This window comes from Aeromonas salmonicida (assembly GCF_028355655.1).
In the GTDB taxonomy this organism is placed as follows: domain Bacteria; phylum Pseudomonadota; class Gammaproteobacteria; order Enterobacterales; family Aeromonadaceae; genus Aeromonas; species Aeromonas salmonicida.
On record NZ_CP110645.1, the window covers coordinates 2963862 to 2990412 of the forward strand.

Below are 26551 nucleotides of genomic sequence, written 5' to 3' on the forward strand. Positions count from 1 at the left end.
AGTTAAACCATTTTGACGGAAATCCCATCCTGTTGCATCCGATTTTTCATGGTGCGCTTGGTGCGATCGATGACCTCACCCACCAGCTGACCACAGGCGGCATCGATGTCGTCACCACGGGTCTTGCGGACGATGACGGTGAAGCCATATTCCATCAACACCTTGGAGAAACGGTCGATGCGGCTGTTGCTCGGCTTGCCATAGGGATTGCCCGGGAAGGGGTTGAACGGGATCAGGTTGATCTTGCTCGGGGTGTCTTTGAGCACCTTGGCCAGCTCATGGGCATGCTGCATGTCATCATTGATGTGATCAAGCAGCACATACTCCACGGTCACGCGACCGCCGTTGGCATTGGACTTGGCCAGATAACGGCGCACACCGGCGAGGAAGTCCTCGATGTTGTACTTGTCGTTGATCGGCATGATCTCGGAGCGCAGCTTGTCGTTCGGCGCATGCAGGGAGATGGCCAGGGCCACATCAATTTGATCACCGAGAATGTCCAGCGCAGGCACCACACCCGAGGTGGAGATGGTGACACGACGCTTGGAGATGCCGTAACCGAAGTCATCCATCATCAGGCGCATGGCCGGTATCACATTGGCGAGGTTGAGCAGCGGCTCACCCATACCCATCATCACAACGTTGGTGATGGGGCGCTTGCCACCGACGATTTTGGCGGCGCGCCACACCTGGCCGATGATCTCGGACACTTTCAGGTTGCGGTTAAAACCCTGTTGAGCGGTAGAGCAAAATTTGCACGCCAGCGCACAACCCACCTGGGAGGAGACGCACAGGGTCGCCCTGTCCTCTTCCGGGATGTAGACGGTTTCCACTTCCTGACCGCCCACCTGCAGCGCCCACTTGATGGTACCGTCAGAGGAGCGCTGTTCACGGCTCACTTCCGGCGCACGGATCTCGGCGATCGCCTTCAGGCGCTCGCGCAGTACCTTGTTGACGTTGTTCATCTGATCGAAATCATCACAACCGAAGTGATAAATCCACTTCATGATCTGATCTGCCCGGAATGGCTTCTCGCCCAGTTCGACGAAGAAGGCACGCATGGCATCCCGATCAAGATCCAGCAGGTTGGTTTTTATTTCGCTCATCAAAGGCCTCAGTCCACAAACTACATAAATTATTGGCTGACGATGTCAGGGGGCGGCATTGTACAAATAATGGGTCTGGCTTTCTACCCGGAGAATAAGGGGATATTGACCAAAAGGCCAAAAAACAAAAGGGAGCCGAGGCTCCCTTGATCATCTTCAAACGCCAGACTCAGCCGCGCGGGCAGATCTCGTCGTCGGAGAAGAAGTAGGCAATTTCACGGGCGGCAGAGGCAGGCGCGTCGGAACCGTGCACGGCGTTGCGGTCGATGCTCTCGGCGTAGCAGGCACGCAGGGTGCCGGCCAGGGCCTCTTTCGGGTTGGTCGCCCCCATGATTTCACGATGACGGCGGATGGCGTCTTCCCCTTCCAGCACCTGTACCATGACAGGACCAGACGTCATGAAGCTGACCAATCCGTCATAGAAAGGCTTGCCCTGGTGTTCGGCATAGAAACCAGCGGCTTGCTCGCTGCTCATGTGCAGCATCTTGGCGGCGATGACTTTCAGACCCGCGCTCTCGAAGCGGTTATAGATGGCACCGATCAAGTTTTTGCTGACTGCATCCGGCTTGACGATAGAAAAGGTACGTTCGATGGCCATTGAGATCTTTCCTTAACTACAGAGTTTTATTGTTAGAATCCATGTTCGGCGGCGATTATACGTAAACAAAAACCGAAATAACACACAAAAAAGCAACTTTTTATTAAACAAACACGTCCTTAAAACAACATCACCACTCATCTTGGCCCAGTGCGGCAGGAAAAAATGTGCGCTTGTGCACGATAGCCGTGTTAAGCCCCTGAAACCCTGCCTATTGCTCACTAATGCAGCACTGCTGAAAAGGGCACCCTCAGGTGCCCTTCCTTGACGATTGTCATCCTGCTCAGCGCGCTTCCGCCAGCAGGGTATGCGCTATGGTGCGCATCCCCAGAGTGTTGGCGCCCGGCGCCCACAGGCTGTCACCGTTCTCGCTGAAACAGGCGGCCAGATCGACGTGCAACCAACCCCGTCCTTCATTGCCGACGAAGCGGGAGAGGAAGCCCGCCGCGTTGGAGGCGCCGCCCGGGCCACCGCCCGGCACAGGGCGGCTGTTGGCCGTGTCGGCATAGTGAGACGGGCACTGCTGGCGGTGCCAGGGCTCCAGCGGCAGCGGCCAGGCGGGCTCCTGCTCGGCATCGGCGTAAGCCATGGCACGACTCACCAGTCCCTTGTCCAGGCCAAACAGGGCGTTGTAACGCCCCCCCAGCGCCATGACGGCGGCGCCCGTCAGGGTGGCTGCATCTATGATGAGCGGCGCCCCGCTGTCGCTTGCCAGTTGCAGGCCGTCGGCCAGCACTAGGCGCCCCTCGGCGTCGGTATTGACGATCTCGACCGTGGTGCCGTTCTTGTAGGTGAGGATGTCACCCAGCTTGTAGGCATGGCCGGAGACCAGGTTCTCGGCGCAGCAGAGGATGAGCTTCACCCGCTTGTCGAGGCCGCGCAGTATGGCCAGCGCCAGAGCACCAGTCACTATGGCCGCCCCCCCCATGTCATGTTTCATGGTGAGCATGCCCTGGGAGGTTTTCATGGAGTAGCCACCGGAGTCGAAGGTAATACCCTTGCCCACCAGGGCCGCCGCCACCGGGGCGTTACGATCCCCGGTCGGGTTGTAGTCCAGCTCCAGCAGCACGGGCTCGCGATCGCTGCCACGGCCAACCTGATAGAGACCGACCCAGCCCGCCTGTTGCAACGCCTCTCCTTTCAGGATGCGATGACTGATCCTGTCCGGCGCCAGCTCGGTGATAAAGGCTGCCGCCTCCACCGCCAGCTCCAGCGGCCCCAGTTGCTCCGGGGTGGCATTGGTCATCTCGCGGACCCAGCGTCCGCACAGCCAGCGTGCCTCCAGCTCCTCCCTGTCCTCTTCGGACGAGGTGGCCCACTGCAGCTCGACTTCGGCCTTGGGGGTCTGCAGCCCCTGGGCGAAGGCCCACTGCTGCTCGCGCTCCCAATGACCGGCCAGGGCCACTTTCTGGATCCCCTGGTTGCACAGGCGACGCGCCGCCTGCTGGATATCGATCAGCGGCGTAGCTGTCACCAGATGGATCACCATGCCATCGGCACGGTGAGAGAGCAGTGCCCCCTCCCCCCACTCTGCGGGAGCAAACTCACGGCTTAACCAGACGTTCATCCAAGTACCTCCTGCAACCGGCAATGTAAGCTGACCTTCATGCACTCACCTCCTGCAGCCAGCGTGCGATAGTGCGCAGACCGTGGCCTTTGGCCCCGGTTGCCCAGAGATCATTACCTGATTTTTGATAAGAAGCCGCCAGATCCAGGTGTACCCAGCCCTTGCCCTCGTCACGCACGAAACGGGACAGGAAAGCGGCCGCCGTGGTGGCCCCGGCCGTGCCTTCGGCAGAGGTTACGTTGCCCAGCTCGGCAAAGGCAGATGTGAGCTGGCCCACGTGCCAGGGTTCGAGTGGCAGGGCCCAGGCCTTCTCATGTTCGGTTTTAGCGGCTGCCAGTGCCCGTTGCTGCTCGACTTCATCGAGGGCAAACACGGCGTTGTAGTCACGGCCTAGCGCAGTCTTGGCGGCGCCGGTCAGGGTAGCGGCATCCAGGATATAGGTCGCGCCACTGTCGGAGGCGGCCATCAGACCATCGGCCAGCACCAGACGCCCTTCGGCATCGGTATTCTGGATCTCGACCGAGATGCCGTTCTTGTAGGTGAGGATGTCGCCGAGCTTGAAGGCATGGCCGGAGACCAGATTCTCGGCGCAGCAGAGAATGAGCTTCACGCGCTTGTTCAGGCCACGACTGATGGCTAGCGCCAGGGCACCGGTGACCATGGCTGCACCGCCCATGTCGGACTTCATCGGCAGCATGTTGTCAGAGGACTTCATGGAATAGCCACCGGAATCGAAGGTGATGCCCTTGCCCACCAAGGCGGCCACCACGGGGGCATTACGATCCCCGGTCGGGTTGTAGTCGAGCTCCAGCAGCACGGGCTCTCGCTCGCTGCCACGACCTACCGACCAGATGCCGATATGGCCGGCCTCACGCAACGCCTCGCCGGCTGTGATACGGGCAGTGACCTGATCCCCACCCAGACCACGGATCAGCAGCAAGGCTGATTCCGCCAGGCTCATGGGATAAATGGCTTCCGGACAACCGTTGGTCACCTCGCGTACCCAGCGGGTCGCCTTGATCAGCGCATCCAGCTCGCGGGCATCCGACTCGCTCTGTGGGCCGAAGTCCAGCTCACGCGCCCCCTTGGCGGCGTAGAAGCCCTGGGCGAATGCGTAACGGCGTTCCAGATCCCAATCATCACCGGCCAGCTTCACTCGCTTGATACCGCTGGACTCGAGACGGCGGGCCGCACGCTGTATGGTGCGCAAGGCGTCATCTTCCTGGGCGATAGCGCCCAGATGAATGCGGGTCTCGTCACCGTTGAAACTGAGCTGGGCACCTTCGCCCCAATGGGCGGCGGCGGCCTGGAGGGACAAGCATACGTTCATCATGTCAGCCATGTTCTCTTGCTTCCTTTTTATTGGCACTTTTCATTAATCAATAGGGAAATAACGAGCACAAAAAAGGCCGTTCCCCTCAAGGGTCACGGCCTTCACCATATCATTACTGCACCATGAGATGCTGCACGCTCAATTCACTCATGTGTAATTAAGGTGCCATCAATGGCGTTCTGAAGCGAGGTTGATGGTGTACTTGGGCAGCTCCACCACCAGATCCTCGTCTGCCAGTCTGGCCTGGCAACTGAGACGGGATTCCGGCTCCAGTCCCCATGCCTTGTCCAGCATGTCATCTTCCAGCTCATCGCTCGGCTCGAGGGAGTCAAACCCTTCTCGCACCACGCAATGACAGGTGGTGCAGGCACAGGACTTCTCGCAAGCATGCTCGATCTCGATGCCGTTGCGCAGCGCCACATCCAGGATGGTCTCGCCACTCTTGCCTTCGAGCGCGGCACCGTCCGGACAGAGCTCGGGATGGGGCAGAATAATCAGTTTTGGCATATTACACCTTGTTGACGTTTTGTCCGGTCAGCACCTTGCGGATGGAGGCGTCCATCCGGCGGGCTGCAAATTCACCACTGACAGCGTCCGCCGCCTCGATGGCATCTTTGATTTGATTGGTTGTCCCTGCTGCGCGCACAGACAGCAGATGGGTGATCGCACTGTCGATGGCAGCGCGCTCGGCGGTGCTCAGCAGCGCATCGCCATCGGCGGCCAGGGCAGCATTGAGACTTTCGACCACACGGTCGGCCTCCACCTGCTGCTCTGCCAGCATGCGGGCATCCATGTCTTGCTGGGCATTGGCGATGGAGGCACTCAGCATGGTGAGTATGTCCTCCTCCCCCAGCCCGTAGGAAGGCTTGACCTGGATCTCGGCCTGCACGCCGGAGGATTTCTCCATGGCACTGACCGACAGCAGACCATCCGCATCCACCTGGAAGGTGACACGGATGTGGGCGGCACCCGCCGCCATGGGGGGGATCCCGGTCAGGGTGAAACGGGCCAGAGAGCGGCAATCGGCTACCAGCTCACGCTCCCCTTGCACCACGTGGATTGCCATCGCGGTCTGGCCATCCTTGAAGGTGGTGAACTCCTGGGCGCGGGCCACCGGAATCGTGGTATTGCGCGGTATCACCTTCTCGGCGAGGCCACCCATGGTCTCAAGGCCAAGGGAGAGCGGGATCACGTCCAGCAGCAGCATCTCGGCATCAGGCTTGTTGCCCACCAGGATATCGGCCTGGATGGCGGCGCCAATGGCGACTACCTTGTCCGGGTCGATACTGGTCAGCGGCGTGCGCTGGAAGAATTCCCCCACTCGCTCGCGTACCAGCGGCACCCGGGTAGAGCCCCCGACCATCACCACCTCCAGCACTTCCACCTGCTCCAGCCCCGCATCACGCAGGGCGCGGCGACAGGCCAGCAAGGTACGCTTGACCAGCGGAGTGATGAGTTCCTCAAACAGGTGGCGGCTCACCTCCCCCTGCCAACCGGCAAAGGCACAGGGCACCAGATCAGAATCGGTCAGGCCGTGTTTGACGGCGGCAGCTACATCCAGCAATTCGCGCTGGGTGCTGGCATCGAGCTGACCTTCAAGGCCGGCTTGTGCCTTGATCCAGTCCGCCAGCAGGTGATCGAAATCATCGCCTCCCAGCGCCGAGTCACCGCCGGTAGCCATCACTTCAAACACACCGCGGTGCAGACGCAGAATGGAAATATCAAAGGTCCCGCCGCCGAGATCATACACTGCTATCACCCCTTCCTGACCGGAGTCGAGGCCGTAGGCAATCGCGGCGGCAGTGGGTTCGTTGAGCAGGCGCAGTACATGCAGACCGGCCAGACGGGCCGCGTCCTTGGTACCCTGACGCTGGGCATCATCAAAATAGGCGGGCACGGTAATGACAACGCCATCCAGCTCGCCACCCAGTGCGGCGGCGCCACGCTCTGCCAATTTCTTCAGAATTTCGGCTGAAACCTGCACCGGGTTGACCAGCCCCTGACGGGTCTGCAGCTGGGGCATGCCGTTATCGGCGGCCACAAACTGGTAAGGCTGCTGGCGAGTATCGATGTCGGCCAGGGCCTTGCCCATCATCCGCTTGGCGGAGACGATGGTGTTGTGAGGATCGAGTGAGGCTTCACGCTTGGCGTCAAAGCCGACACGGATAGCATCAACCTGATAGTGCACCACTGAGGGCAGCAGATCCCGCCCCTGCTCATCACAGAGGGTATCGGCGTGGCCGCTGCGCACTGCCGCGACCAGAGAATTGGTGGTGCCAAGATCGATGCCAACGGCACGTTTATGCTGATGAGGTGCGGCGCTCTGGCCGGGCTCGGCGATTTGCAGTAATGCCATGGGTAATCAAAATTCCAGCGTTAAAGGATCAAGACTCGAACAGTGAGTCTTCGAATCGTTCCAGCTCTTCGAGGAGCTTGTCGACAAACTTGAGTTTGCGGACGCAATCAGCCGCGATCAGATCATCGCCAGCGGCAAGCGTCAGTGTCAGCTGTTGCATCAACAGCTGGTGATCATGCCCTATTTCCTGGCGAAAATCCTTGATGGCCCCCTCAGGGTCGGCTTCCCCTTTCAAGTCGGCAAGGCGCTCACGCCACTCAAGTTGTTGCATCAGGAAGCTGGTGTCTTGCAGGGTTTGCTGCTCGCCACGAATATCGGTGCCTCGCAGGGAGAGCAGATACTCGGCTCGGCGCAGGGGCGTTTTGAGGGTGGTGTAGGCATCGTTGATCTGGGCGGCTCGTTGCACCGCAACCAGTTGTTCCCGCTCGGGCGCCGTGGCAAAACGATCGGGGTGGAACTGGGTTTGCAACTGACGGTAGGTTTCCGCCAGCTGACGGGTATCGAGCTCGAAGCCTTCAACCAGCCCAAACAGCTCGAAATGATTCATGCAAACCTCTTAGACACAGACGTTTTCACCGCCACCAAACTCGCTGAGCCGGGTGTTGTTGAACTGGTCGTTTTCGACCAGTTCAACCGGCAGGACATCATGTATGTCAAACCTGTCAGACACTGAAACTTTCGCCGCAACCACACTCGCCCTTGGCGTTGGGGTTATTGAACTGGAAGCCCTCATTGAGGCCTTCCTTGACGAAGTCCAGTTCGGTGCCATCCAGATGGATCAGGCTCTTGGCATCGACGATGATTCTGACACCGTTTTGCTCAAACACCTGATCTTCATCCGCCAGCTCATCGACAAACTCGAGCACATAGGCAAGACCCGAACAGCCGGTGGTCTTGACGCCGAGGCGAAGGCCTATGCCCTTACCCCGGTTGGTCAGAAAAGAGGAAACCCGTGCCGCTGCGGCATCTGTCATGGTAATGGCCATACTGCTCTCCTGACCTTAGAGACCTTTCTTCTGCTTGTAATCGGCGATGGCGGCCTTGATGGCATCCTCAGCCAGAATGGAGCAGTGGATCTTCACCGGTGGCAGAGCCAGCTCTTCGGCGATGTCAGTGTTCTTGATGCCGGCGGCTTCGTCCAGGGTCTTGCCCTTGACCCACTCGGTCACGAGGGAGCTGGAGGCAATGGCGGAGCCACAGCCGTAGGTCTTGAACTTGGCGTCTTCGATGATGCCGTCGTCGCTGATCTTCAATTGCAGCTTCATCACGTCGCCACACGCCGGAGCACCGACCATACCGGTCGCTATGTTGGGATCGTTCTTGTCGAAGCCACCTACGTTGCGGGGATTCTCGTAGTGGTCGATTACTTTTTCACTGTAAGCCATATCTAACTCCTGCTAATTCCGTTGATCACTGATCCGATGGATCAGTGATGAGCCCATTCGACCGTGTTCAGATCGACGCCGTCTTTGTACATCTCCCACAGGGGAGACATCTCGCGCAGACGACCGATGGAGTCACGGATAAGCTTGATTGCGTAATCAATCTCTTCTTCTGTGGTAAAGCGACCCAGGCTGAAACGGATGGAGCTGTGCGCCAGCTCGTCGTTCAGGCCCAGCGCGCGCAGCACATAGGAGGGCTCCAGGCTGGCCGAGGTACAGGCAGAACCGGAAGAGACCGCCAGATCTTTCAGCGCCATGATCAGGGATTCCCCTTCCACATAAGCGAAGCTGACGTTGAGGTTGCCCGGTACACGCTGTTCCAGGTCACCGTTGATGTAGACGGCTTCAATATCCTTGATGCCATCCCACAGACGCTGACGCAGGGCCATGATGTGCTGGCCTTCGCTCGCCATCTCTTCTTTGGCGATACGGAAAGCTTCACCCATGCCAACGATCTGGTGAGTCGGCAGTGTGCCTGAACGCATGCCACGTTCGTGGCCACCACCGTGCATCTGGGCTTCCAGACGAACGCGGGGCTTGCGACGCACAAACAGGGCACCGATCCCTTTCGGGCCGTATACCTTGTGCGCAGAAACAGAGAGCAGGTCAACTTTCAGCGCTTCCACATCCACCGGGATCTTGCCCACGCTCTGGACTGCGTCCACGTGCAGCAGGATCTTGCGGGAGCGGCACAGCTCGCCGATGGCGGCAATATTTTGCACAACGCCAATTTCGTTGTTGACGTGCATGATGCTCACCAAGATGGTGTCATCGCGCAGGGCGCCTTCGATCTGCTCCAAGGTGAACAGGCCGTTCGGCATCGGCTCGAGGTAAGTCACCTCATAGCCTTCACGCTCCAGCTGGCGGCAAGTATCGAGTACTGCCTTGTGCTCTGTCTTGGAGGTGATGATGTGCTTGCCCTTGCCAGCATAAAAATGGGCAACGCCCTTGATGGCCAGGTTGTTGGATTCGGTCGCGCCGGAGGTAAAGACGATCTCGCGCGGGTCTGCACCGATCAGCTCTGCCACTTGATTACGGGCCAGGTCCACCGCCTCTTCGGCTTGCCAGCCAAAGCGATGGGAACGGGAAGCTGGATTGCCGAACAGGCCATCCATGGTGAGACACTGCATCATTTTTTCTGCGACACGCGGGTCCACCGGACAGGTTGCCGAATAATCAAGGTAAATAGGCAGTTTCATGTTTTTCTCCGTTACAGCCAGGGTCACACATCGACCGGCTGTGGAAAGCACGTTTGTTTATAGTTGGACTTTCAAGCTCACATCGCCGTGTTCTACCCGATCAACCAGGGACAACACGGTTTTCATTTGTTCATCTTGCTTGCCGGCAATCCGGCGCACGTCCGCCTGACCCACCAGCTCAGCCAGGGTGATATCCCCCAGGAAACTGGAAATACGCTCGCTGAGATCACGCCACAGGGAGTGAGTGAGACACTGGGTGCCGCCGTGGCAGCCGCCTTTGCCGAGACACTTGGTGGCATCAACCGACTCGTCGACTGCAGTGATCACCTGACCGACAGAGATAGCATCAGGGGCCAGACCGAGGCGATAACCACCGCCCGGACCACGCACACTGCTCACCAGACCATGCTTGCGCAGGCGGGCAAACAGTTGCTCCAGATAGGACAAGGAGATGCCCTGGCGCTCCGAAATATCAGCCAGGGGCACGGGCCCCTGCTCTGTATGCAACGCCACGTCGAGCATGGCAGTCACAGCGTAACGTCCTTTTGAGGTCAGTCTCATATGCCTTACCGTCTTGCGAACCAATCAATATGGGCACATGGTCACATACCCGACTAAAACAGTCAAGTATATGGTTGAGTAATACAGTCGGGTTTAATCCTGCGGCTTTGGCTTCTGGATCGAGGTCAGAATGCCGCGCAAAATATTGAGCTCTATCGCTTCCGGACGGGCCCGATTGAACAGGCGGCGCAGCTTGCTCATCACCTGACCCGGGTGGTCGTCGGCAATGAAGCCTGTTTTGAGCAGAGTCTGCTCCAGATGCTGATAAAAGCCTTCCAGCTGATGGGCGCTGGGATAATCCGCCTCGCTCTCCACCTCGGGAGCCTGATCCTGCAGCCAGCACATCCGCACTTCATAGCAGATAGTCTGTACCGCCATGGCCAGATTGAGGGAGCTGTATTCCGGATTGGCCGGAATGGCCACATGGTAGTGGCATTTCTGCAGCTCATCGTTGGTCAGGCCGGTACGTTCACGGCCAAACACCAGGGCAACCGGATGCTTCATCCCCTCCCCCACGGCTTTTTCCCCTGCTTCACGGGGATCCAGCATGGGCCAGCTCAGGGTACGGGAACGGGCACTGGTGCCGATGACCAGACCGCAGTCAGCAATGGCTTCATCCAGGGTCGATACGATACGGGCATTGGCGAGCACATCACTGGCACCTGCAGCCAGCGCATGAGCGCCGTCATCAGGCAAGGCTTGCGGATCAACCAACACCAATTGGGTCAGCCCCATGGTCTTCATGGCTCGCGCCGCGGATCCCATGTTGCCTGTGTGAGAGGTGTTTACCAAAACGATACGAATCTGATCCAACATGCCCAGTCAATCTTCAGTCAAAAATGGCGCGCAATTGTAACATAGCCAATCGCTATTTTGGCACCGTAAATGGCGTCCCATTTCACAACAAAACCGTCATTTTGTAGAACAAAGCATCATTAGCCAACCGGGGAGGCTGGCTAAACTTGGAGGATGGTGAAGGAAACGAGTGGAGGCGACATGTGCCCACGCTGGCTTTATGAGAAGTTGCCTGCCTGCTATCTGTTGACGGCGGTCGGCATGATCATGCTCACTGACTCCCCTTTGCTCTGGCTGGCAGGTGCCTTGCTGTTTGTAGCCGGTGCGGCGAGCTGGATGATGCGCTCCAGCTATCGGCGTACCGACCTGGTCATCTTTCCGACCAAGCGCTGGTTCCAGCCGGAATGGCTCTACGAGGCCCAGCCCTTTATCTGGCTGGCGCTGGGGTTGCTGCTCTCTCACCTCCCTAATACCATGGCCCTGGTAGCCTTGCTTCCTTGTGCCTGGGCATGCCGCTGCCTGTGGGTTCGCAGTCACTACCGCCACCATGCCGCTGGCCTGGCTTCACACTTGAGACGGGATCCCGCCCGTCGGCGCAGAGTGCGACTCCTGCGCTGACAGGGTGCGCGCACCTTCGATAAAGGTGGCGAGATCCATCAAGGAATAGCGCATCAGGCTCGGCAAACCGTCCAGATCCAGGCTGTCCATCAGATTCTTCACCTCCAGTCCCAGCTCGGTATCTCCCTCAATCTTCAGCTTGCGCTGAAAGAAAAGGGAATCTGGATCCTCTTTGCGACCAGCGATCAGGATGAGGTCGTTGGTGGTACCGCTGAAACAGACATCCGCACGATCGCAATGGCGTGCCACCACCAGCTTTCCATCCTGTTCGCTGATAAACCAGCAAAGCTCGAGATCCGATACCTCGACTTTCAGCCATTTCCCGGCCAGAAACGCGAAGTCACCATCCTGGATGGCCTCCTTGAACACCCGCGCCAGCAGGCGCTCCATCAGGTTCTGCTGCAGAGTAAAAGGCACCAGTTTGAGGGGGTGACGCAAAAAGCGGGGGGCCTGTTCGACCAGACGACGTTGCAGTTGTTGAAACACGATAAACTCCCAAGTTTTTTCGCATTCAAGCACAGGGTTGCACTCTGGATCCTGTTGGAAATCAAACTTGTGCCGACTTACCTCAAGAAGGGTAAAGCCACACAAAGCTGCCTCAGGTCAAAAAGTGGGAAGGCATCGATGAATACAATCGGGCCACTTTTGCATTTTTCCCCTCTCGGAGCGTACCCGATGGAATTACTCTGTCCGGCAGGCAGCTTGCCGGCACTGAAAACAGCCGTGGATAACGGGGCCGATGCGGTTTATATCGGCTTCAAGGATGACACCAATGCCCGCCACTTTGCCGGTCTCAACTTCACCGACAGCAAGCTGGAAAAGGCGGTGGACTACGTGCATCAACATGGCCGCAAGCTGCACATCGCCATCAATACCTTCGCCCACCCGGGCTCCGATACCAGATGGAAACAGGCAGTAGACAGGGGGGTTGCCCTCGGTGCAGATGCACTGATCATCGCCGATCTCGCCGTGCTCGATTACGCCAGCCGCCATTATCCGGACATGGAGCTACACGTTTCTGTGCAAGCCAGCGCCACCAACGCCGCCGCCATCCGTTTCTATCAGCAGCATTTCAACGTCGGCCGGGTGGTCTTGCCACGGGTGCTCTCCATGCACCAGGTCCGGCAGCTGGCCCGCGAGACCGATGTCGGCCTGGAAGTGTTCGCCTTCGGCAGCCTCTGCATCATGGCGGAGGGTCGCTGCTACCTATCCTCCTACATGACAGGGGAGAGCCCCAACACGGTCGGTGCCTGCTCACCGGCCAAGTTCGTGCGCTGGGAAGAGACGCCACTGGGCCTCGAATCCCGCCTCAACGAGGTGCTGATCGACCGTTATGGCCCTGGTGAAAACGCCGGTTATCCGACCCTGTGCAAGGGGCGCTTCGAGGTAGATGGCCAGACCTATCACGCACTGGAGGAGCCGACCAGCCTCAACACCCTTGGCCTCTTGCCCGAGCTGTTCCAGACCGGCATCCAGTCAGTCAAGATTGAAGGGCGCCAGCGCAGCCCCGCCTATGTGGAGCAGGTCACCCGGGTCTGGCGTGCGGCCATCGATGCCTATCAGGCCAATCCCGAAGCCTATCAGGTCAAGGCCGAGTGGGATGCCCAGCTCGCCCGCCTCTCCGAAGGGAGCCAGACTACCCTGGGTGCCTATCACCGTCAGTGGCAATAAGGAGGCCCGATGCCATTTCTTCCCGAAACAACCGATTCTGCCTTCAGCCCCTTCAGTCGCCACAAGGAGCACAACTAATGCAATTTTCTCTCGGGCCCCTGCTCTTCTACTGGCCCAAGGCCGACACCCAGGCCTTCTACCAAGCCGCTGCCGACAGTCAGGCAGATATCATCTATCTGGGAGAAACCGTCTGCAGCAAACGCCGCGAGCTGAAAGCAGATGACTGGATTGCCCTGGCCCGCCAGGTAGCCAGCACCGGCAAGCAAGTGGTGCTCTCGACCCTGGCCCTCATCTCTGCCCCCTCCGAACTCAAGGAGGTGAAGCGGCTGGTCGACAACGGCGACCTGCTGGTCGAAGCCAACGATCTCGGCACAGTTCAACTCGCCAGCGAGGCTGGGCTCCCGTTTGTCTGTGGCCCCGCCATCAACGCCTACAATGCCGATGTGCTGCGCATGCTGCTCAAACAGGGAATGACACGCTGGGTGATGCCGGTGGAGCTCTCTCGTGACTGGCTGGTTCAGCTCAGTCAGGATCTGGGCGCTGCCCGCCAGCAGTTTGAAGTGGAGGTGTTTGCCTACGGCCATCTGCCGCTCGCCTATTCGGCGCGCTGCTTTACCGCCCGATCCCTCGACAAGCCCAAAGACAACTGCGAGCTCGCCTGCATCCATTACCCCACTGGCCGGCTGGCCAGCAGCCGCGAGGGGCAGAAGGTCTTCAATCTCAACGGCATCCAGACCCAGTCCGGTTACTGTTACAACCTCGGCAACGAGCTTGGCGGTATGGCGGACCTGGTGGATGTGGTACGCCTCTCCCCGGAGGGACTGGACACCCTTGATATGCTGGCTCGCTTCAAGGCCAACCAGCAGGGGCAGGCCCCTCTGACCCTGCAACAAGAGCGGGACTGCAACGGTTACTGGCGCCAGATCCCTGGCATGAGTCTGGTGGAATGACACAGCACCAAGGCCGGACCTGAGCGCGGCGGCCACGGCTGCTGGTGTCAAATATCCCCGGCATAAGTCCTGGTGGAATGACACAGCGCCAATGCCGGACCTGAGCGGGGTGACCACGGCGGCTGGTGTCAAATATTCCCGGCATAAGTCCTGGTGGAATGACACAGCGCCAATGCCGTGCCTGAGCGGGGCGGCCACGGCTGCTGGTGTCAAATATCCCCGGCATGAGCCCTGATGGAATAACGCCGTACCAATACCAGAACACAGACAGCAAAAAGGCCTCATCAAGAGGCCTTTTTTACATCGCAGACACAGGCAAATCAGGAGGCCTGCTTGCTGCTCTTGCCCTGTGAGCTCTGGGCGCCCGGCGGCAAGGGTTTGCGCGCCATCAGCTCCAGCTCCAGCAGGGCGTATCTGTGCTCGATGAAGTCATACACGTTGTTGGCGAGCGCCAGCTTGAAGTAGCTGATAGCTTCCTTGCGGTTGCCCTTGGCCAGTTCAAACTTGCCCAGATAGAAGTAAGTTTCACACAGGCGCTCGGCGAGCTCCCGGTTATCCTTCACTCCTTTCACCACATTGCCCATCAACTGGGTGGCATTGAGCTCACCGGTATAGAGGCGAACCAGATCCCAGTTCCAGGCGTCGTCATCATACTTGTTGAGACGCTCGCGCATCCGGCTCATGGCAGCCGGCGCATTGAGCTTCTGCTCCGCCAGATAGAGCCACATCACCCGATACGGGTCTTCCGGCTGTGCTTCATAGAAGCGTTTCATGTCGGCGGCGGCCAGCTCGGGGCGATTACCGTAATAGAGTGCGATCCCGCGGTTGAGATAGGCATAGTCATAGTCGGGAGCCAGTTCGAGGGCGGAATCAAATGCCTCGTAGGCTTCGTCATAATTCTGCTGCTGCACCAGATAAACGCCGATGAAATTATAGGCCTCGGCAAAATCCGGTTTCTCCCGCAAGGCACGGTTGAAATCCAGCCTCGCCAGGGAACGCAAACCGACCCGATCAAACACCACGGCACGCTCATAAAACAGTTCGGCACGCTGCTCGGTGGTCAATTCCATCTCACCGAGCATCTGACCGAGTCGCGCCAACGCCAACTCGCTCTGGTAAGAGACCTGCAGGGGGGTCGCCAATACCAGTGAAGCGGGTTGCGGCTTAGGAACTTGAGGCGCTTTAACCTGACTGCTACTGCTGCAACCCCACATGGGGAGCAACAACAGGACACCAAGGAGGTATCCAATCCCTTTCCTGACGTTCAATGAACACTCCGACGCTTACGCTTGACCCCGCATATGGTAAAGGTCCACCGACACTTTGTCATGTGGCGGTTCCCCTCTCCCTCAAATAAATCAGGATTCGACAGGGTATCCGGCATCACACCAGCCCCGAAAACCGCCATCGACACTGACAATCCGGCTATAACCCATTTTTTGCAGATTTTCCGCCACCAGGATGGAGCGGAACCCCCCACCACAATAGAGATAGAGTTCAGTCTGCGGATCCGGATAGCGGGTCTCGATATCCCGTTCAATCACACCACGACCGAGGTAGGCAGCCCCTGGCAGGTGACCTCTGGCCCACTCGCTCTCTTCCCGCACGTCGATCAGGTGGAAGGCTCGCCCCTCATCCTGCCAGCGCTTTATCTGGTGCACGTCAGTCTCTTTCACCTGGGTGCGAATAGCCTCGACCAGGGCCAGAAAACGGGGATTATGTTGCATGGCTTGCTCCTTGCCTTGAGTAATAGGAGATCGATGATGGGGAGCATAATGACTCACCCGGCCCATAAGAGAAAGGGCGCCTCGCGGCGCCCTTGTCAATTACGGCAGGATCTCTTGCTGATCCGCGCCCTCTTTTTCCACCTGGGTCGGCAGCATGTGCTCCCGCTTGACCCCGAGGAACATGGCGAAGGCACTCGCCACATAGATGGATGAGTAGGTGCCGAAGGCCACCCCGATCACCATGGCGACCGAGAAACCGTGGATCAGCGGACCGCCCTTGAGCAGCAGCGCCAGCACCACCACGAACGTCAGACCCGAGGTGATGATGGTCCGGCTCAGAGTCTCTGTCATGGAGAGATCCAGGATGTACTCGGTATCCCCCTTGCGCACCTTGCGGAAGTTCTCCCGCAAGCGGTCAAACACCACTATGGTGTCGTTCAAGGAGTAACCCACCAGGGTCATCAGTGCCGCCAGCACGGTCAAATCGAACTCGTACTGGAAGTAGGCAAACACGCCAAGGGTGATGACCACGTCGTGCACCAGGGAAATAATGCCCCCCAATGCCAGACGCCATTCGAAGCGCACTGCTACGTAGATCAGGATACAGATAATGGAGGCCAGCATGGCCATCGCACCGTCTGTTGCCAGTTCGTCACCCACTGAGGGGCCGACAAACTCGACGCGCTTGAGCACGGCACCCTGATCAAGCTGCTTGGCAGCCGCCAGCACTTCATTGCCCTGCTGCTCGACCTTGACCCCCTCTTTCGGGGTCAGGCGAAACAGCACGTCGCGACTGGAGCCGAAGTGTTGCAGGGTTGCCCCTTCAATCTTCTGCTCATCCAGCACCTCGTGGATCTTGTCCAGGCTCACCGATTGCTGGAACCCCACCTCGATAGTGGTACCTCCGGTAAAGTCCAGCCCCCAGTTCAGGCCCCGATCGAACAGGAAGAACAGGGAGATCACCATCAACAGGGCAGAGAAAACCACACCCGGCTTGGCATAGCGCATAAACGGGATAGGTTTTTCAAAATGTAGAATCTGAAACATGTCTCTTCCTTAGATCGGCAGCTTGTCGATGCGCCGTCCACCCCAGCCCAGGTTGATAATGGCGCGGGATACTGTGATGGCAGTAAACATGGAAGCACTCAGACCGATACCCAGCGTCAGGGCGAAGCCCTTGATGGCGCCAGTGCCGATACCGAACAAGATCACACAGGTGATGAGCGAGGTGACGTTGGAGTCAGCGATGGTCGAGAATGCACGATCAAAGCCCAGATGAATGGCCTGCTGTACCCCGCGACCGTTCCGGATCTCTTCCCGAATACGTTCATAGATCAACACGTTGGCATCCACCGCCATCCCCAGCGTCAAGACGATACCGGCAATGCCTGGCAGTGTCATGGTGGCTCCGGGGATCATGGACATGATACCGACGATCAGTACCAGGTTCATGGTGAGCGCCAGATTGGCCACCCAGCCGAACGCGCGGTAGTAGATCCCCATGAACAGCACGATAACCAGCATGGCCCAGCCGATGGCTTCCATACCGCTGTCGATGTTCTGCTGACCCAGGCTTGGGCCAATGGTCCGCTCTTCAACGATCTGGATGGGTGCAATGAGGGCACCGGCACGCAACAGCAGCGCCAGGTTGTGGGCTTCGTTGGCATTGTCGATACCCGTGATGCGGAACTGGCTGCCAAGGCGCGACTGGATAGTGGCGACGTTGATCACCTCTTCCTGTTTGCGGAACTTGCGCTTGCCATCCGGGCCTGGCTGACCGACAGGCTTGTATTCAATGAAGACGGTGGCCATGCCTTTACCGACGTTGTCCTTGGTAAAGTTGGCCATCTTGTTGCCACCCTGGCCATCAAGCTTGATGTTGACCTGGGGACGGCTGTACTCATCGAAACCGGACTGGGCACCCACTATGTGGTCACCAGTCAGGATCACCCGCTTTTGCAGCACAACGGGGCGACCGTTGCGGTCGTTGTACACCTTGGAACTCGGCGGTACGCGACCATCGGCAGCAGCTTGAATATCGGCCGTTTCATCGACCATGTGGAATTCCAGGGTCGCGGTCGCACCCAGGATCTCCTTGGCACGGGCCGTATCCTGAATACCGGGCAGTTCCACCACGATGCGCTCGGCACCCTGCTGTTGTACCAGCGGCTCAGCCACCCCCAGTTCATTCACCCGGTTGCGGATAATGGTGATGTTCTGCTCGAGGGCGTACTTTTTCACTTCCTTGATTTTGGCTTCACTCAAACCAGCCAGCAGAATGAACTCATCCCCCTTCTGCTCTGTGGTGAAGGTCAAATCCGGATTCTGGCGACGCAGGTGAGACACCGCCTTGGCTTGATCCGCTTCATCACGGAACAGAACCTGTACCTGATCACCGACCCGACGTACGCCGGAGTAACGGATCTTCTGGGTACGCAGCTCGGTGCGAAAATCCTGCACCATCTGCTCTTGCTGCTTGGTGAGTGCTTCCGCCATGTCCACTTCCATCAGAAAGTGCACACCGCCACGCAGGTCAAGACCCAGCTTCAGGGGTGCCGCACCGATGGCTTCAAGCCAGGCGGGGGTAGAAGGCGCCAGGTTAAGGGCAGTAATGAAATTATCGCCAAGCTTGCTGGCAACGACATCACGCGCCTTGAGCTGATCTTCAGTGTTCTTGAAGCGGATCAGAATGAAGCCGTGCTCGAACGCAGCATGTTTGACCGGGATCTGAGCCGCCTCGAGCGTCTCCTTCACTTGATCAAGCGTCTCTAACTTGACTTCGGCACCACGGCTGGCAGAAATCTGCAAGGCCGGGTCTTCGCCGTAAAGATTGGGGGCTGCATATAGAAAACCGATGGCGATCACGAAGACCACCATCAGGTATTTCCACAGCGGATAGCGATTTAACACGCTGTGCTCCTCAGGAGATTAAAGGGACTGGATAGAACCCTTGGGCAGTACGGCAGAGACGAAGTCACGCTTGATGGTGACCTGGGTCTGATCGTTCAGGGACAGCACAATGTATTCGCTATCGGCGGACACTTTGGCGATCTTGCCAACCAGGCCACCTGAGGTGAGTACTTCATCACCCTTGGCCAGGGAGCTCATCAGGTTGCGGTGATCCTTGGCGCGCTTGGCCTGGGGACGATAGATCATGAAGTAGAAAATAAGACCGAACACGGCCAGCATGATGATCATTTCCATACCACCACCCTGTGCACCCGGAACTGCGCCTTCTGCATACGCCTTGGAGATAATGCTCATTTAACAACCTCTTATTTGATGTAGATTTGATAACTAACTTATATATCGTTGTTATTTCACGTCATTTTCAGCTAACGGAGGCACAGGCTTCCCTTGCCGACGGTAAAACTCAGTTACAAAGTCGTCTAATTTACCCTGCTCGATCGCGTCCCGCAAACCCTGCATCACACGCTGGTAATAACGCAGGTTGTGAATGGTGTTCAGACGGGCACCGAGGATCTCGTTGCACTTGTCCAGATGATACAGATAGCTGCGGGTGTAGTTCTTGCAGGTGTAGCAATCGCAGTCCGCATCTAGGGTACTGGTGTCGCTGCGATACTTGGCGTTGCGGATCTTGACCACCCCATCCGTGGTGAACAGGTGACCGTTGCGGGCATTGCGGGTCGGCATCACGCAGTCGAACATGTCGACTCCACGGCGCACCCCTTCCACCAGATCTTCCGGTTTGCCCACGCCCATCAGGTAGCGCGGCTTGTCAGCCGGAATTTTCGGGCAGACGTGCTCGAGGATCCTGTGCATGTCTTCCTTGGGCTCACCCACCGCCAGACCGCCAACCGCATAACCGTCGAAGCCGATCTCCAGCAGGCCGTTGAGGGACACATCCCGCAACTCTTCATACACGGAACCCTGAATGATACCAAACAGGGCGTTCTTGTTGCCCAAGGCATCAAACTTGTCGCGGGAGCGCTTGCCCCAGCGCAGGGACATCTCCATGGACTTGCGCGCTTCTTCGTAAGTAGCCGGGTACGGGGTGCACTCGTCGAAGATCATCACGATATCGGAACCCAGATCGTACTGGATCTCCATGGATTTCTCGGGGTCCAGGAAGATCTTCTCGCCGTTGATGGGGTGACGGAAGTGCACGCCCGCTTCGGTGATCTTGCGAATATGCCCCAGGCTGAATACCTGGAAACCACCCGAGTCGGTCAGGATAGGGCCCTGCCAGTTCATGAAGTCGTGCAGATCGCCGTGGGCGCGCATCACTTCCTGCCCCGGCCGCAGCCAGAGGTGGAAGGTGTTGCCAAGCAGGATCTCGGCGCCGGTCTCGCGTACTTCTTCCGGGGTCATCCCCTTGACGGTGCCATAGGTACCGACCGGCATGAAGGCGGGAGTCTGCACAGTGCCACGTTCGAAGACCAGTTGACCGCGACGGGCACGGCCGTCAGTGGTTTTCAGTTCAAATTTCATTGCTACCTCGTTGCGTCAGAGAAACAGTCTGACAATAGAGAGCCCGAAGGCCCGGTATAAAGGGCGAGGCTTATGCCACTGCCCGGCGACGGGTGACGAACATGGCGTCCCCGTAGCTGAAGAAACGGTACTGCTCGGCCACGGCCGCCTGATAGGCCGCCATCACGTGATCGTACCCGGCGAAGGCGCTGACCAGCATGATCAGGGTCGACTCCGGCAGATGGAAGTTGGTGACCATGGCATCGACTACCTGAAACTGGTAGCCGGGGAAGATGAAGATGTCGGTGTCGCTGAAAAAGGGCGCCAGCGGCTTGCCCTGGGCCAGACTTGCCTTGGCTGCGCTCTCCAGGGAGCGTACCGAGGTGGTCCCCACCGCAATCACCCGGCCACCCCGGGCGCGAGTTGCGGCTATGGCATCCACCACCTCCTGCGGCACTTCGGCATACTCGGAGTGCATGTGGTGATCTTCAATCTTGTCCACCCGCACCGGCTGGAAGGTCCCCGCCCCTACATGCAGGGTGACGAAGGCCGTTTCAACCCCTTTGGCGCGGATCTTTGCCAGCAGCGGCTCATCGAAGTGCAGGCCGGCGGTCGGCGCCGCCACGGCGCCCGGCTTCTGATTGTAAACGGTCTGGTAGCGCTCCTTGTCGGCGTCCTCATCGGGCCTGTCGATATAGGGGGGCAACGGCATATGGCCTATGGCTTCCAGAATCTCCAGCACGGGGCGCGGGTCGAGAAAGTGGATCTCGAACAGGGCATCGTGGCGGGCACGCATCTCGGCATCGACCTTTTCGCCATCGGGGCCGCCATCCAGGATGAGGCGGGTGCCCGGCTTGGGCGCCTTGGAGGCCCGCACATGAGCCAGCACGCTGTGCTCGTCCAGAATGCGCTCCACCAGCACCTCCAGCTTGCCGCCGCTGGTCTTCTGGCCAAACATGCGCGCCGGAATGACACGGGTGTTGTTGAATACCAGCAGATCGCCGGGGTTGAGCTGGTCCAGCACATCCACAAATTGACCATGGCGTAGGGCGCCGCTTTGACCATCGAGCTGCAACAGGCGGCTGGCGGTGCGCTCTGCCATCGGATAGCGGGCAATCAGCTCGTCTGGCAGATCAAAATGAAAATCGGATACTTGCATCTTTCACCTCGGGGGAATCGGCGGCTAGTCTAGTTATCCCCCTCTTCCAAGGCAACCCAAAAGACCAAAAACCCAAGAGAGACAAGGGATAGCGAGCAATATTGCGACATCCATCCGGTTAATGATTCTTTAATGATCTGTATTGACCCTGATCATGTTTTACCTGCGGGGGCTGGGCTAGGGTGAAAGCAGATACACAAGGAGGCCCACCATGATGACCTTATCCGAGATCATGACAGAACATCCCTTCACTCTGGGTCCGGAAAACAGCGTCAAGCAGGCGATGGATCTGATGCAGCAGGAGCGGATCCGCCATATTCCCATCGTCGACGAACACCATCATCTGCTGGGTCTGGTCACTCTCACCGACATCTTGGCCACCCGCGAGTCCAAACTGCTGCTCATCAACCCGGAGCGGGAGGCGGAATTCACCGACAGTGTCCAGCTCGACGAGATCATGACCCGCCAGGTGGCGAGCGTGGATCCCCACGCCGGCATCAAAGAGGCGGCCCTCTACCTGCAGCGCCACAAATATGGCTGCCTGCCGGTTCTCAAGGGGCGCAAGCTGATCGGCATAGTGACAGAGTCGGATTTCATTGCGGTCGCCATCAACTTGCTCGAACTGATGGAGGAACAGGAGCCACCCAGCGACTTCTGATCTAAAAATAATGTAATAAAATTACAATAAAAGCGTTTTCGGCATATTAAATCGACATTAAAGCTGAAAGACTTTCATTTTGATTGAAAATTTACACCACAACCTTGCTTTGTGATCTGCATCACACTATTATCTCCCCCATGCAATAGTTGCCGAGGGGGAGACGAGGGATTGTGCACCCAGCCTCTTCCTCTCATATGTCTGCAAGTTTGCACACCCCGTAGTTAGTCTTTGCTGTAAAGCTTTTGTTTATATAGCCATTCCTTGTTTGATGACCCGGCCTTGTCATAGCGACAACGCCGGGATTTTTTTATCTGCACTATCCTGCCCGGCCTTGCCCTTCCTGCTCCCATTGCGTAGCACGCCACTGCACCGTCCTGCCGCCTCACAAAACAAATAGCCATTCGGACCTTGAAAAGCCGATGTGCCGCACAGATGTTGAACCTCGACAAGGAGTTACCTCTGTACGTCAGAGATATTCATGTTAGGTACAGCAGCGATAGGTTATCTAATAGATAGATTGAAGTGATTCAATTTTGCGGCTTTAATCGATTAAGAAAAGCCCCTATGATGAATCCATCGAACGTTAAACGCCTGGTCCGGACAGACTCTTCAATACCAGACAGGCACATGTACATCACCAAGGAGCTAATACATGTCTACCTATATCAACACTGAAATCAAGCCGTTCAACGCCACCGCCTACCACAATGGCAAGTTCGTTCAGGTGTCTGACGCAGACCTGAAAGGCAAGTGGTCCGTGGTGTTCTTCTACCCGGCTGACTTCACCTTCGTTTGCCCGACCGAGCTGGGTGACCTGGCTGACAACTACGCCGAATTCCAGAAGCTGGGCGTCGAGATCTACTCCGTCTCCACCGACACCCACTTCACTCACAAGGCGTGGCACGACACTTCCGACACCATCCAGAAGATCCAGTATCCGATGATTGGTGACCCGACCGGCGCCATCACCCGCAACTTCGGCGTCATGATCGAAGAAGCTGGCCTGGCTGACCGTGGCACCTTCGTTATCGACCCGCAAGGCATCATCCAGATCGTTGAAATCAACGCTGGTGGCATCGGTCGTGACGCGCTGGAACTGCTGCGCAAGGTCAAAGCGGCCCAGTACGTTGCTTCCCACCCGGGTGAAGTGTGCCCGGCCAAGTGGAAAGAAGGCGACGCCACCCTGGCCCCGTCCCTGGATCTGGTAGGCAAAATCTAAGCCTCCCGCTTCCAAGACCGGCCCATTCAAGGGCCGGTCTGCTTTCTGGCCTCCTCTTGGAGCACCAGGCCAGTCATCGCCGACCCGCAATCATTAAGAAGGAATTCGAAGATGTTGGATACCAACCTCAAACAACAGCTGAACACCTATCTGCAGTACATCGTCAATCCCATCGAGATCAGCGTGTCCGGCAACGACAGTGACAAATCCGCAGAACTGCTGGCATTGGCCCGCGAGATCAGCGAGATGTCCCCAAAAATTGCCATGACTGATGGCAGTAATGCCCGCAAGCCTTCCATGAGCGTTGCACCACAGGGCCAAGCCCCGCGCGTTCATTTTGCCGGCATCCCCATGGGTCATGAATTTACCTCTCTGGTGCTCGCCTTGCTGCAAAGCGGCGGCCACCCTTCCAAGACAGATCCGGCCGTACTGGAGCAGATCAAGCAGCTGAAGGGCGAGTTTCACTTCGAGACCTATATCTCCCTCTCCTGCCATAACTGCCCGGACGTGGTACAGGCGCTGAACCTGATGGCGACCCTGAATCCCGGTATCACCCACACCATGATCGACGGAGCCCTGTTCCAGGACGAAGTGAACGAGCGCCAGATCATGGCGGTGCCGAACGTCTACATGAACGGTCAGCCGTTCAGCCAGGGCCGTATCTCGCTGGAAGAGATCATTGCCAAGCTCGATACCGGTGCGGCCGATCGCAAGGCCGCCGAACTGAGCGAAAAAGCCCCCTATGACGTGCTGGTAGTGGGTGGTGGCCCGGCTGGTGCCGCAGCAGCCATCTATGCCGCCCGTAAAGGCATTCGTACCGCCATCGTCGCAGAGCGTTTTGGTGGTCAGGTGATGGACACGGTCGGGATCGAGAACTTCATCTCCGTGCCCTACACCGAAGGTCCCAAGCTGGCTGCAAGCCTGGAGCAGCACGTCAAGCAGTACGGTGTGGAAGTGATCACCGAGCAGCGCGCCGCCGCCATCAGCAAGGACGGCTATGTGAATGTGGAGCTTGCCTCTGGCGCTACTCTGAAGAGCCGCGCCGTGATCCTGGCGACCGGTGCCCGCTGGCGTGACCTGAACGTGCCAGGCGAGCTCGAGTACCGCACCAAGGGCGTGGCCTACTGCCCCCACTGCGACGGTCCCTTCTTCAAGGGCAAGCGGGTGGCAGTGATCGGTGGTGGTAACTCCGGTATCGAAGCAGCCATCGATCTCGCCGGCATTGTCGAGCACGTCACAGTGGTGGAATTTGCCGATACCCTGCGCGCCGACGAAGTGCTGCAGAAAAAAGCCCGCTCCATGGGCAACATCGACATCATCATGAGCGCCCGCACCACGGAAGTGATCGGTGATGGCAGCAAGGTGGTGGGGATGGATTATGAAGATCGCACCACGGGTGAAATCAAGCACCTGGCGGTGGCTGGCATCTTCGTCCAGATCGGACTGGTGCCGAACACCGAGTTCCTCAAGGGGAGCGAGGTGGCACTGACCCGCTTCGGCGAGATCGAGATCGACACCAAGGGCGCCACTTCCCTGCCCGGTGTATATGCTGCCGGTGACGCCACTACAGTGCCGTTCAAGCAGATCATCATCTCCATGGGAGCTGGTGCAACCGCAGCGCTGGGGGCATTTGATTACCTCATCCGTAATGCGGCGCCGGAAGCGGCAGAAACATCCGCCAAGGCCGATGCCGTGACCGCTTGATAACGGCCCTCGTGCCAGTAAAAAGCCGACTCCCTGGAGTCGGCTTTTTTTATCCGTGTTATTCACCAAGTGCTAGTTGGCCTTCACATCCTCCGCCTCGGGCGTGGCAAAGGTCGCAGGCACAGCTTCCCCTTCCAGATCCGTTCTCGGCTCCAGCTCCGCTGTCATGGGGGTATTGGGTGGTACCGGCATGAACACCTGATGCTCGGCCAGTGGAATGGGTGCCCGCTGCCGCTTGCGCCAGCCCAGATACGCCGTCAGCAGAGCGCCGCACAGGGCAAAGTAGACAAACAGCCCCTGTGGCCCGAACTGCATCATGACAAAAGGCGCCAGCAATGGCCCTATCATGGCACCCAGACTGTAGGCGAGCAGCAACCCCTGATTGGCCCCCAGCACCTGATCCGGGCGCAGCTCATCGCAGGCATGGCTCAGACTCAGGGGATAAATGGAGAACGCCATTCCCCCCAGCAAGAACACCAGGACGCCGGCGATCGGCTCGCGCCAATCCTCGGGCAACAACACCATCAGCAAAGCAAGCAGGGTCAGCACGGCACTGAGCAGCAGGATCACCAGCCGCCGGTCATAGCGATCAGAGATGCGGCCAATGGGATACTGCAGGCACATGCCCCCCAGGATCACCAGCGCCATCATGTCCGCCACCCGCGAAAGCGAAGCCCCGCTGTCGGTAAAATAAAGCGGCAACAGACCGTAGATGGCACCGAGGATAAGACCGGAGGTGAAGCTGCTGCCCATGCCCGCCGGGGTGAGCCGCACCAGCTCAATCACCCCGACCGGTTGGGGCGCAACCATGGCCGGTGTGGCCACCCGGGAGAGCGCAAGCGGCACCACCGACAGGGTGGCCGCCATGGCACACAGGGCAAACGGTGTCAGCACCATGGGATCCACCCACTTGAGCAGCAACTGGCCCATGGCCAGTGAGCCGTAGAGCAGGATCATGTAGAGCGACATCAGCCGCCCCCGGTTGGCCGGGGAACTAGAAACCAGCATCCAGGACTCAAGCACCACGAACAGACCGCCGGTGGCAAAGCCCCCCACCAGCCGCAGCGCCGCCCAGCTGACGGGTTCCACCACCATGCCGTGCAGCAAGAACAGAAAACAGAGCAGGGAGGCGTAGGCCGCATAGGCCCGGATATGACCCACCCGGATAATGAGGCGCGCATTGACGAAAGCTCCCAGCACCAGACCGCCAAAATAGGCGGCCGACACCAGGCCTATGGCTTGCACCGACACCTGCTCGGCCGAGAGGCGCACCGTCAGCAGGGTATTGAACATGCCGTGGCCCAGGATAAAAATCACCAGACTGGCCAAGGGTGACAGCAACCTTGTGAGTGACATTGGGTCTCCCTGTGTGGCTCATTAATGAGCTAAACAGTCATGGTACCGCTTGCTTCCTGCCCACATCAACCCAACCGGCCCTGCAAGGGGCGCGCTAT

The 26551-nt window shown here is 58.4% G+C and carries 27 protein-coding genes; 6 read left to right on the plus strand and 21 right to left on the minus strand.

Annotated features, from left to right (window positions below):
* Positions 1-2: 2 nt before the first annotated feature.
* The 12 genes from rlmN to trmJ all read right to left on the minus strand — a co-directional run bounded on the left by rlmN (position 3) and on the right by trmJ (position 10978).
* Positions 3-1106, minus strand: a complete 1104-nt coding sequence (gene rlmN, locus ONZ54_RS13940; protein ID WP_005310420.1) for a dual-specificity RNA methyltransferase RlmN — start codon at positions 1104-1106, stop codon at positions 3-5.
* Positions 1107-1275: 169 nt separating this feature from the next.
* Positions 1276-1704, minus strand: a complete 429-nt coding sequence (gene ndk, locus ONZ54_RS13945; RefSeq protein ID WP_005310418.1) for a nucleoside-diphosphate kinase — start codon at positions 1702-1704, stop codon at positions 1276-1278.
* Positions 1705-1987: 283 nt separating this feature from the next.
* Positions 1988-3271: an aminopeptidase PepB gene (gene pepB, locus ONZ54_RS13950; RefSeq protein WP_271786458.1), complete on the minus strand. Its 1284-nt coding sequence runs from the start codon at positions 3269-3271 to the stop codon at positions 1988-1990.
* Between the two features lie 37 nt (positions 3272-3308).
* On the minus strand, positions 3309-4613 hold the full coding sequence (gene pepB / locus ONZ54_RS13955; protein WP_271786459.1) for an aminopeptidase PepB: 1305 nt from the start codon (positions 4611-4613) through the stop codon (positions 3309-3311).
* Positions 4614-4772: 159 nt separating this feature from the next.
* Complete coding sequence (gene fdx, locus ONZ54_RS13960) at positions 4773-5111, minus strand: ISC system 2Fe-2S type ferredoxin (RefSeq protein WP_005310414.1); 339 nt, start codon at positions 5109-5111, stop codon at positions 4773-4775.
* A 1-nt stretch (position 5112) separates the two neighbouring features.
* Entirely contained in the window at positions 5113-6960 is a 1848-nt protein-coding gene (gene hscA / locus ONZ54_RS13965) for a Fe-S protein assembly chaperone HscA (RefSeq protein ID WP_265431331.1), read from the minus strand.
* Between the two features lie 28 nt (positions 6961-6988).
* A complete protein-coding gene (gene hscB / locus ONZ54_RS13970; RefSeq protein ID WP_265467551.1) occupies positions 6989-7507 on the minus strand; it encodes a co-chaperone HscB in 519 nt (172 codons plus the stop codon).
* Positions 7508-7622: 115 nt separating this feature from the next.
* On the minus strand, positions 7623-7946 hold the full coding sequence (iscA, locus tag ONZ54_RS13975; protein ID WP_005310407.1) for an iron-sulfur cluster assembly protein IscA: 324 nt from the start codon (positions 7944-7946) through the stop codon (positions 7623-7625).
* A gap of 15 nt (positions 7947-7961) precedes the next feature.
* The gene (gene iscU / locus ONZ54_RS13980; protein ID WP_005310405.1) at positions 7962-8345 is read right to left on the minus strand and encodes a Fe-S cluster assembly scaffold IscU; all 384 of its coding nucleotides are present in this window, start codon (positions 8343-8345) and stop codon (positions 7962-7964) included.
* Positions 8346-8386: 41 nt separating this feature from the next.
* Entirely contained in the window at positions 8387-9601 is a 1215-nt protein-coding gene (locus ONZ54_RS13985) for an IscS subfamily cysteine desulfurase (RefSeq protein ID WP_059112288.1), read from the minus strand.
* A gap of 57 nt (positions 9602-9658) precedes the next feature.
* Positions 9659-10162, minus strand: a complete 504-nt coding sequence (gene iscR / locus ONZ54_RS13990) for a Fe-S cluster assembly transcriptional regulator IscR (protein ID WP_271786460.1) — start codon at positions 10160-10162, stop codon at positions 9659-9661.
* Positions 10163-10255: 93 nt separating this feature from the next.
* Positions 10256-10978, minus strand: coding sequence for a tRNA (cytosine(32)/uridine(32)-2'-O)-methyltransferase TrmJ (gene trmJ, locus ONZ54_RS13995; RefSeq protein WP_271786461.1), 723 nt, complete (start codon positions 10976-10978; stop codon positions 10256-10258).
* Positions 10979-11158: 180 nt separating this feature from the next.
* Between trmJ and ONZ54_RS14000 the strand changes: the two genes are divergently transcribed.
* Positions 11159-11575: a hypothetical protein gene (locus ONZ54_RS14000; protein WP_271786462.1), complete on the plus strand. Its 417-nt coding sequence runs from the start codon at positions 11159-11161 to the stop codon at positions 11573-11575.
* Here ONZ54_RS14000 and ubiT read toward each other — a convergent pair.
* Positions 11522-12061 carry a ubiquinone anaerobic biosynthesis accessory factor UbiT gene (ubiT, locus tag ONZ54_RS14005; protein WP_125607807.1) on the minus strand — a complete coding sequence of 180 codons (540 nt, stop codon included), beginning with the start codon at positions 12059-12061 and terminating at the stop codon, positions 11522-11524. The two genes, ONZ54_RS14000 and ubiT, sit on opposite strands and share 54 nt — an antisense overlap.
* A 189-nt stretch (positions 12062-12250) precedes the next feature.
* Here ubiT and ubiU point away from each other — a divergent pair, with 189 nt between their 5' ends.
* Positions 12251-13246: a ubiquinone anaerobic biosynthesis protein UbiU gene (gene ubiU / locus ONZ54_RS14010; RefSeq protein ID WP_271786463.1), complete on the plus strand. Its 996-nt coding sequence runs from the start codon at positions 12251-12253 to the stop codon at positions 13244-13246.
* A 77-nt stretch (positions 13247-13323) separates the two neighbouring features.
* Entirely contained in the window at positions 13324-14196 is an 873-nt protein-coding gene (locus tag ONZ54_RS14015) for a U32 family peptidase (RefSeq protein WP_096118509.1), read from the plus strand.
* A 320-nt stretch (positions 14197-14516) separates the two neighbouring features.
* On the opposite strand, the gene nlpI is transcribed toward ONZ54_RS14015, so the two are convergent.
* The 7 genes from nlpI to queA form a co-directional block, all read right to left on the minus strand.
* Positions 14517-15464: a lipoprotein NlpI gene (nlpI, locus tag ONZ54_RS14020; RefSeq protein ID WP_282790523.1), complete on the minus strand. Its 948-nt coding sequence runs from the start codon at positions 15462-15464 to the stop codon at positions 14517-14519.
* A gap of 90 nt (positions 15465-15554) precedes the next feature.
* Positions 15555-15923, minus strand: a complete 369-nt coding sequence (locus tag ONZ54_RS14025) for a rhodanese-like domain-containing protein (RefSeq protein ID WP_005310388.1) — start codon at positions 15921-15923, stop codon at positions 15555-15557.
* A gap of 99 nt (positions 15924-16022) precedes the next feature.
* Entirely contained in the window at positions 16023-16970 is a 948-nt protein-coding gene (gene secF, locus ONZ54_RS14030; protein WP_131731039.1) for a protein translocase subunit SecF, read from the minus strand.
* A 9-nt stretch (positions 16971-16979) separates the two neighbouring features.
* Complete coding sequence (secD, locus tag ONZ54_RS14035; protein WP_011898866.1) at positions 16980-18833, minus strand: protein translocase subunit SecD; 1854 nt, start codon at positions 18831-18833, stop codon at positions 16980-16982.
* Between the two features lie 18 nt (positions 18834-18851).
* Positions 18852-19187 (minus strand): preprotein translocase subunit YajC, encoded by a 336-nt coding sequence (gene yajC / locus ONZ54_RS14040; RefSeq protein ID WP_021139832.1) that lies wholly within the window; start codon positions 19185-19187, stop codon positions 18852-18854.
* Positions 19188-19238: 51 nt separating this feature from the next.
* Complete coding sequence (gene tgt, locus ONZ54_RS14045) at positions 19239-20375, minus strand: tRNA guanosine(34) transglycosylase Tgt (RefSeq protein WP_005310380.1); 1137 nt, start codon at positions 20373-20375, stop codon at positions 19239-19241.
* Between the two features lie 70 nt (positions 20376-20445).
* Positions 20446-21513 carry a tRNA preQ1(34) S-adenosylmethionine ribosyltransferase-isomerase QueA gene (gene queA / locus ONZ54_RS14050; RefSeq protein ID WP_271786464.1) on the minus strand — a complete coding sequence of 356 codons (1068 nt, stop codon included), beginning with the start codon at positions 21511-21513 and terminating at the stop codon, positions 20446-20448.
* 211 nt (positions 21514-21724) lie between these two features.
* Here queA and ONZ54_RS14055 point away from each other — a divergent pair, with 211 nt between their 5' ends.
* From ONZ54_RS14055 to ahpF, 3 genes are all read left to right on the plus strand, one after another.
* A complete protein-coding gene (locus tag ONZ54_RS14055) occupies positions 21725-22171 on the plus strand; it encodes a CBS domain-containing protein (RefSeq protein WP_017411391.1) in 447 nt (148 codons plus the stop codon).
* A gap of 655 nt (positions 22172-22826) precedes the next feature.
* Complete coding sequence (gene ahpC / locus ONZ54_RS14060; protein ID WP_005900002.1) at positions 22827-23393, plus strand: alkyl hydroperoxide reductase subunit C; 567 nt, start codon at positions 22827-22829, stop codon at positions 23391-23393.
* Positions 23394-23504: 111 nt separating this feature from the next.
* Positions 23505-25097, plus strand: a complete 1593-nt coding sequence (gene ahpF / locus ONZ54_RS14065; RefSeq protein ID WP_113720347.1) for an alkyl hydroperoxide reductase subunit F — start codon at positions 23505-23507, stop codon at positions 25095-25097.
* A 72-nt stretch (positions 25098-25169) separates the two neighbouring features.
* Here the strand turns inward: ahpF and ONZ54_RS14070 are convergent, their stop codons facing one another.
* Positions 25170-26453: an MFS transporter gene (locus ONZ54_RS14070; RefSeq protein ID WP_034523940.1), complete on the minus strand. Its 1284-nt coding sequence runs from the start codon at positions 26451-26453 to the stop codon at positions 25170-25172.
* Between the last annotated feature and the right edge of the window lie 98 nt (positions 26454-26551).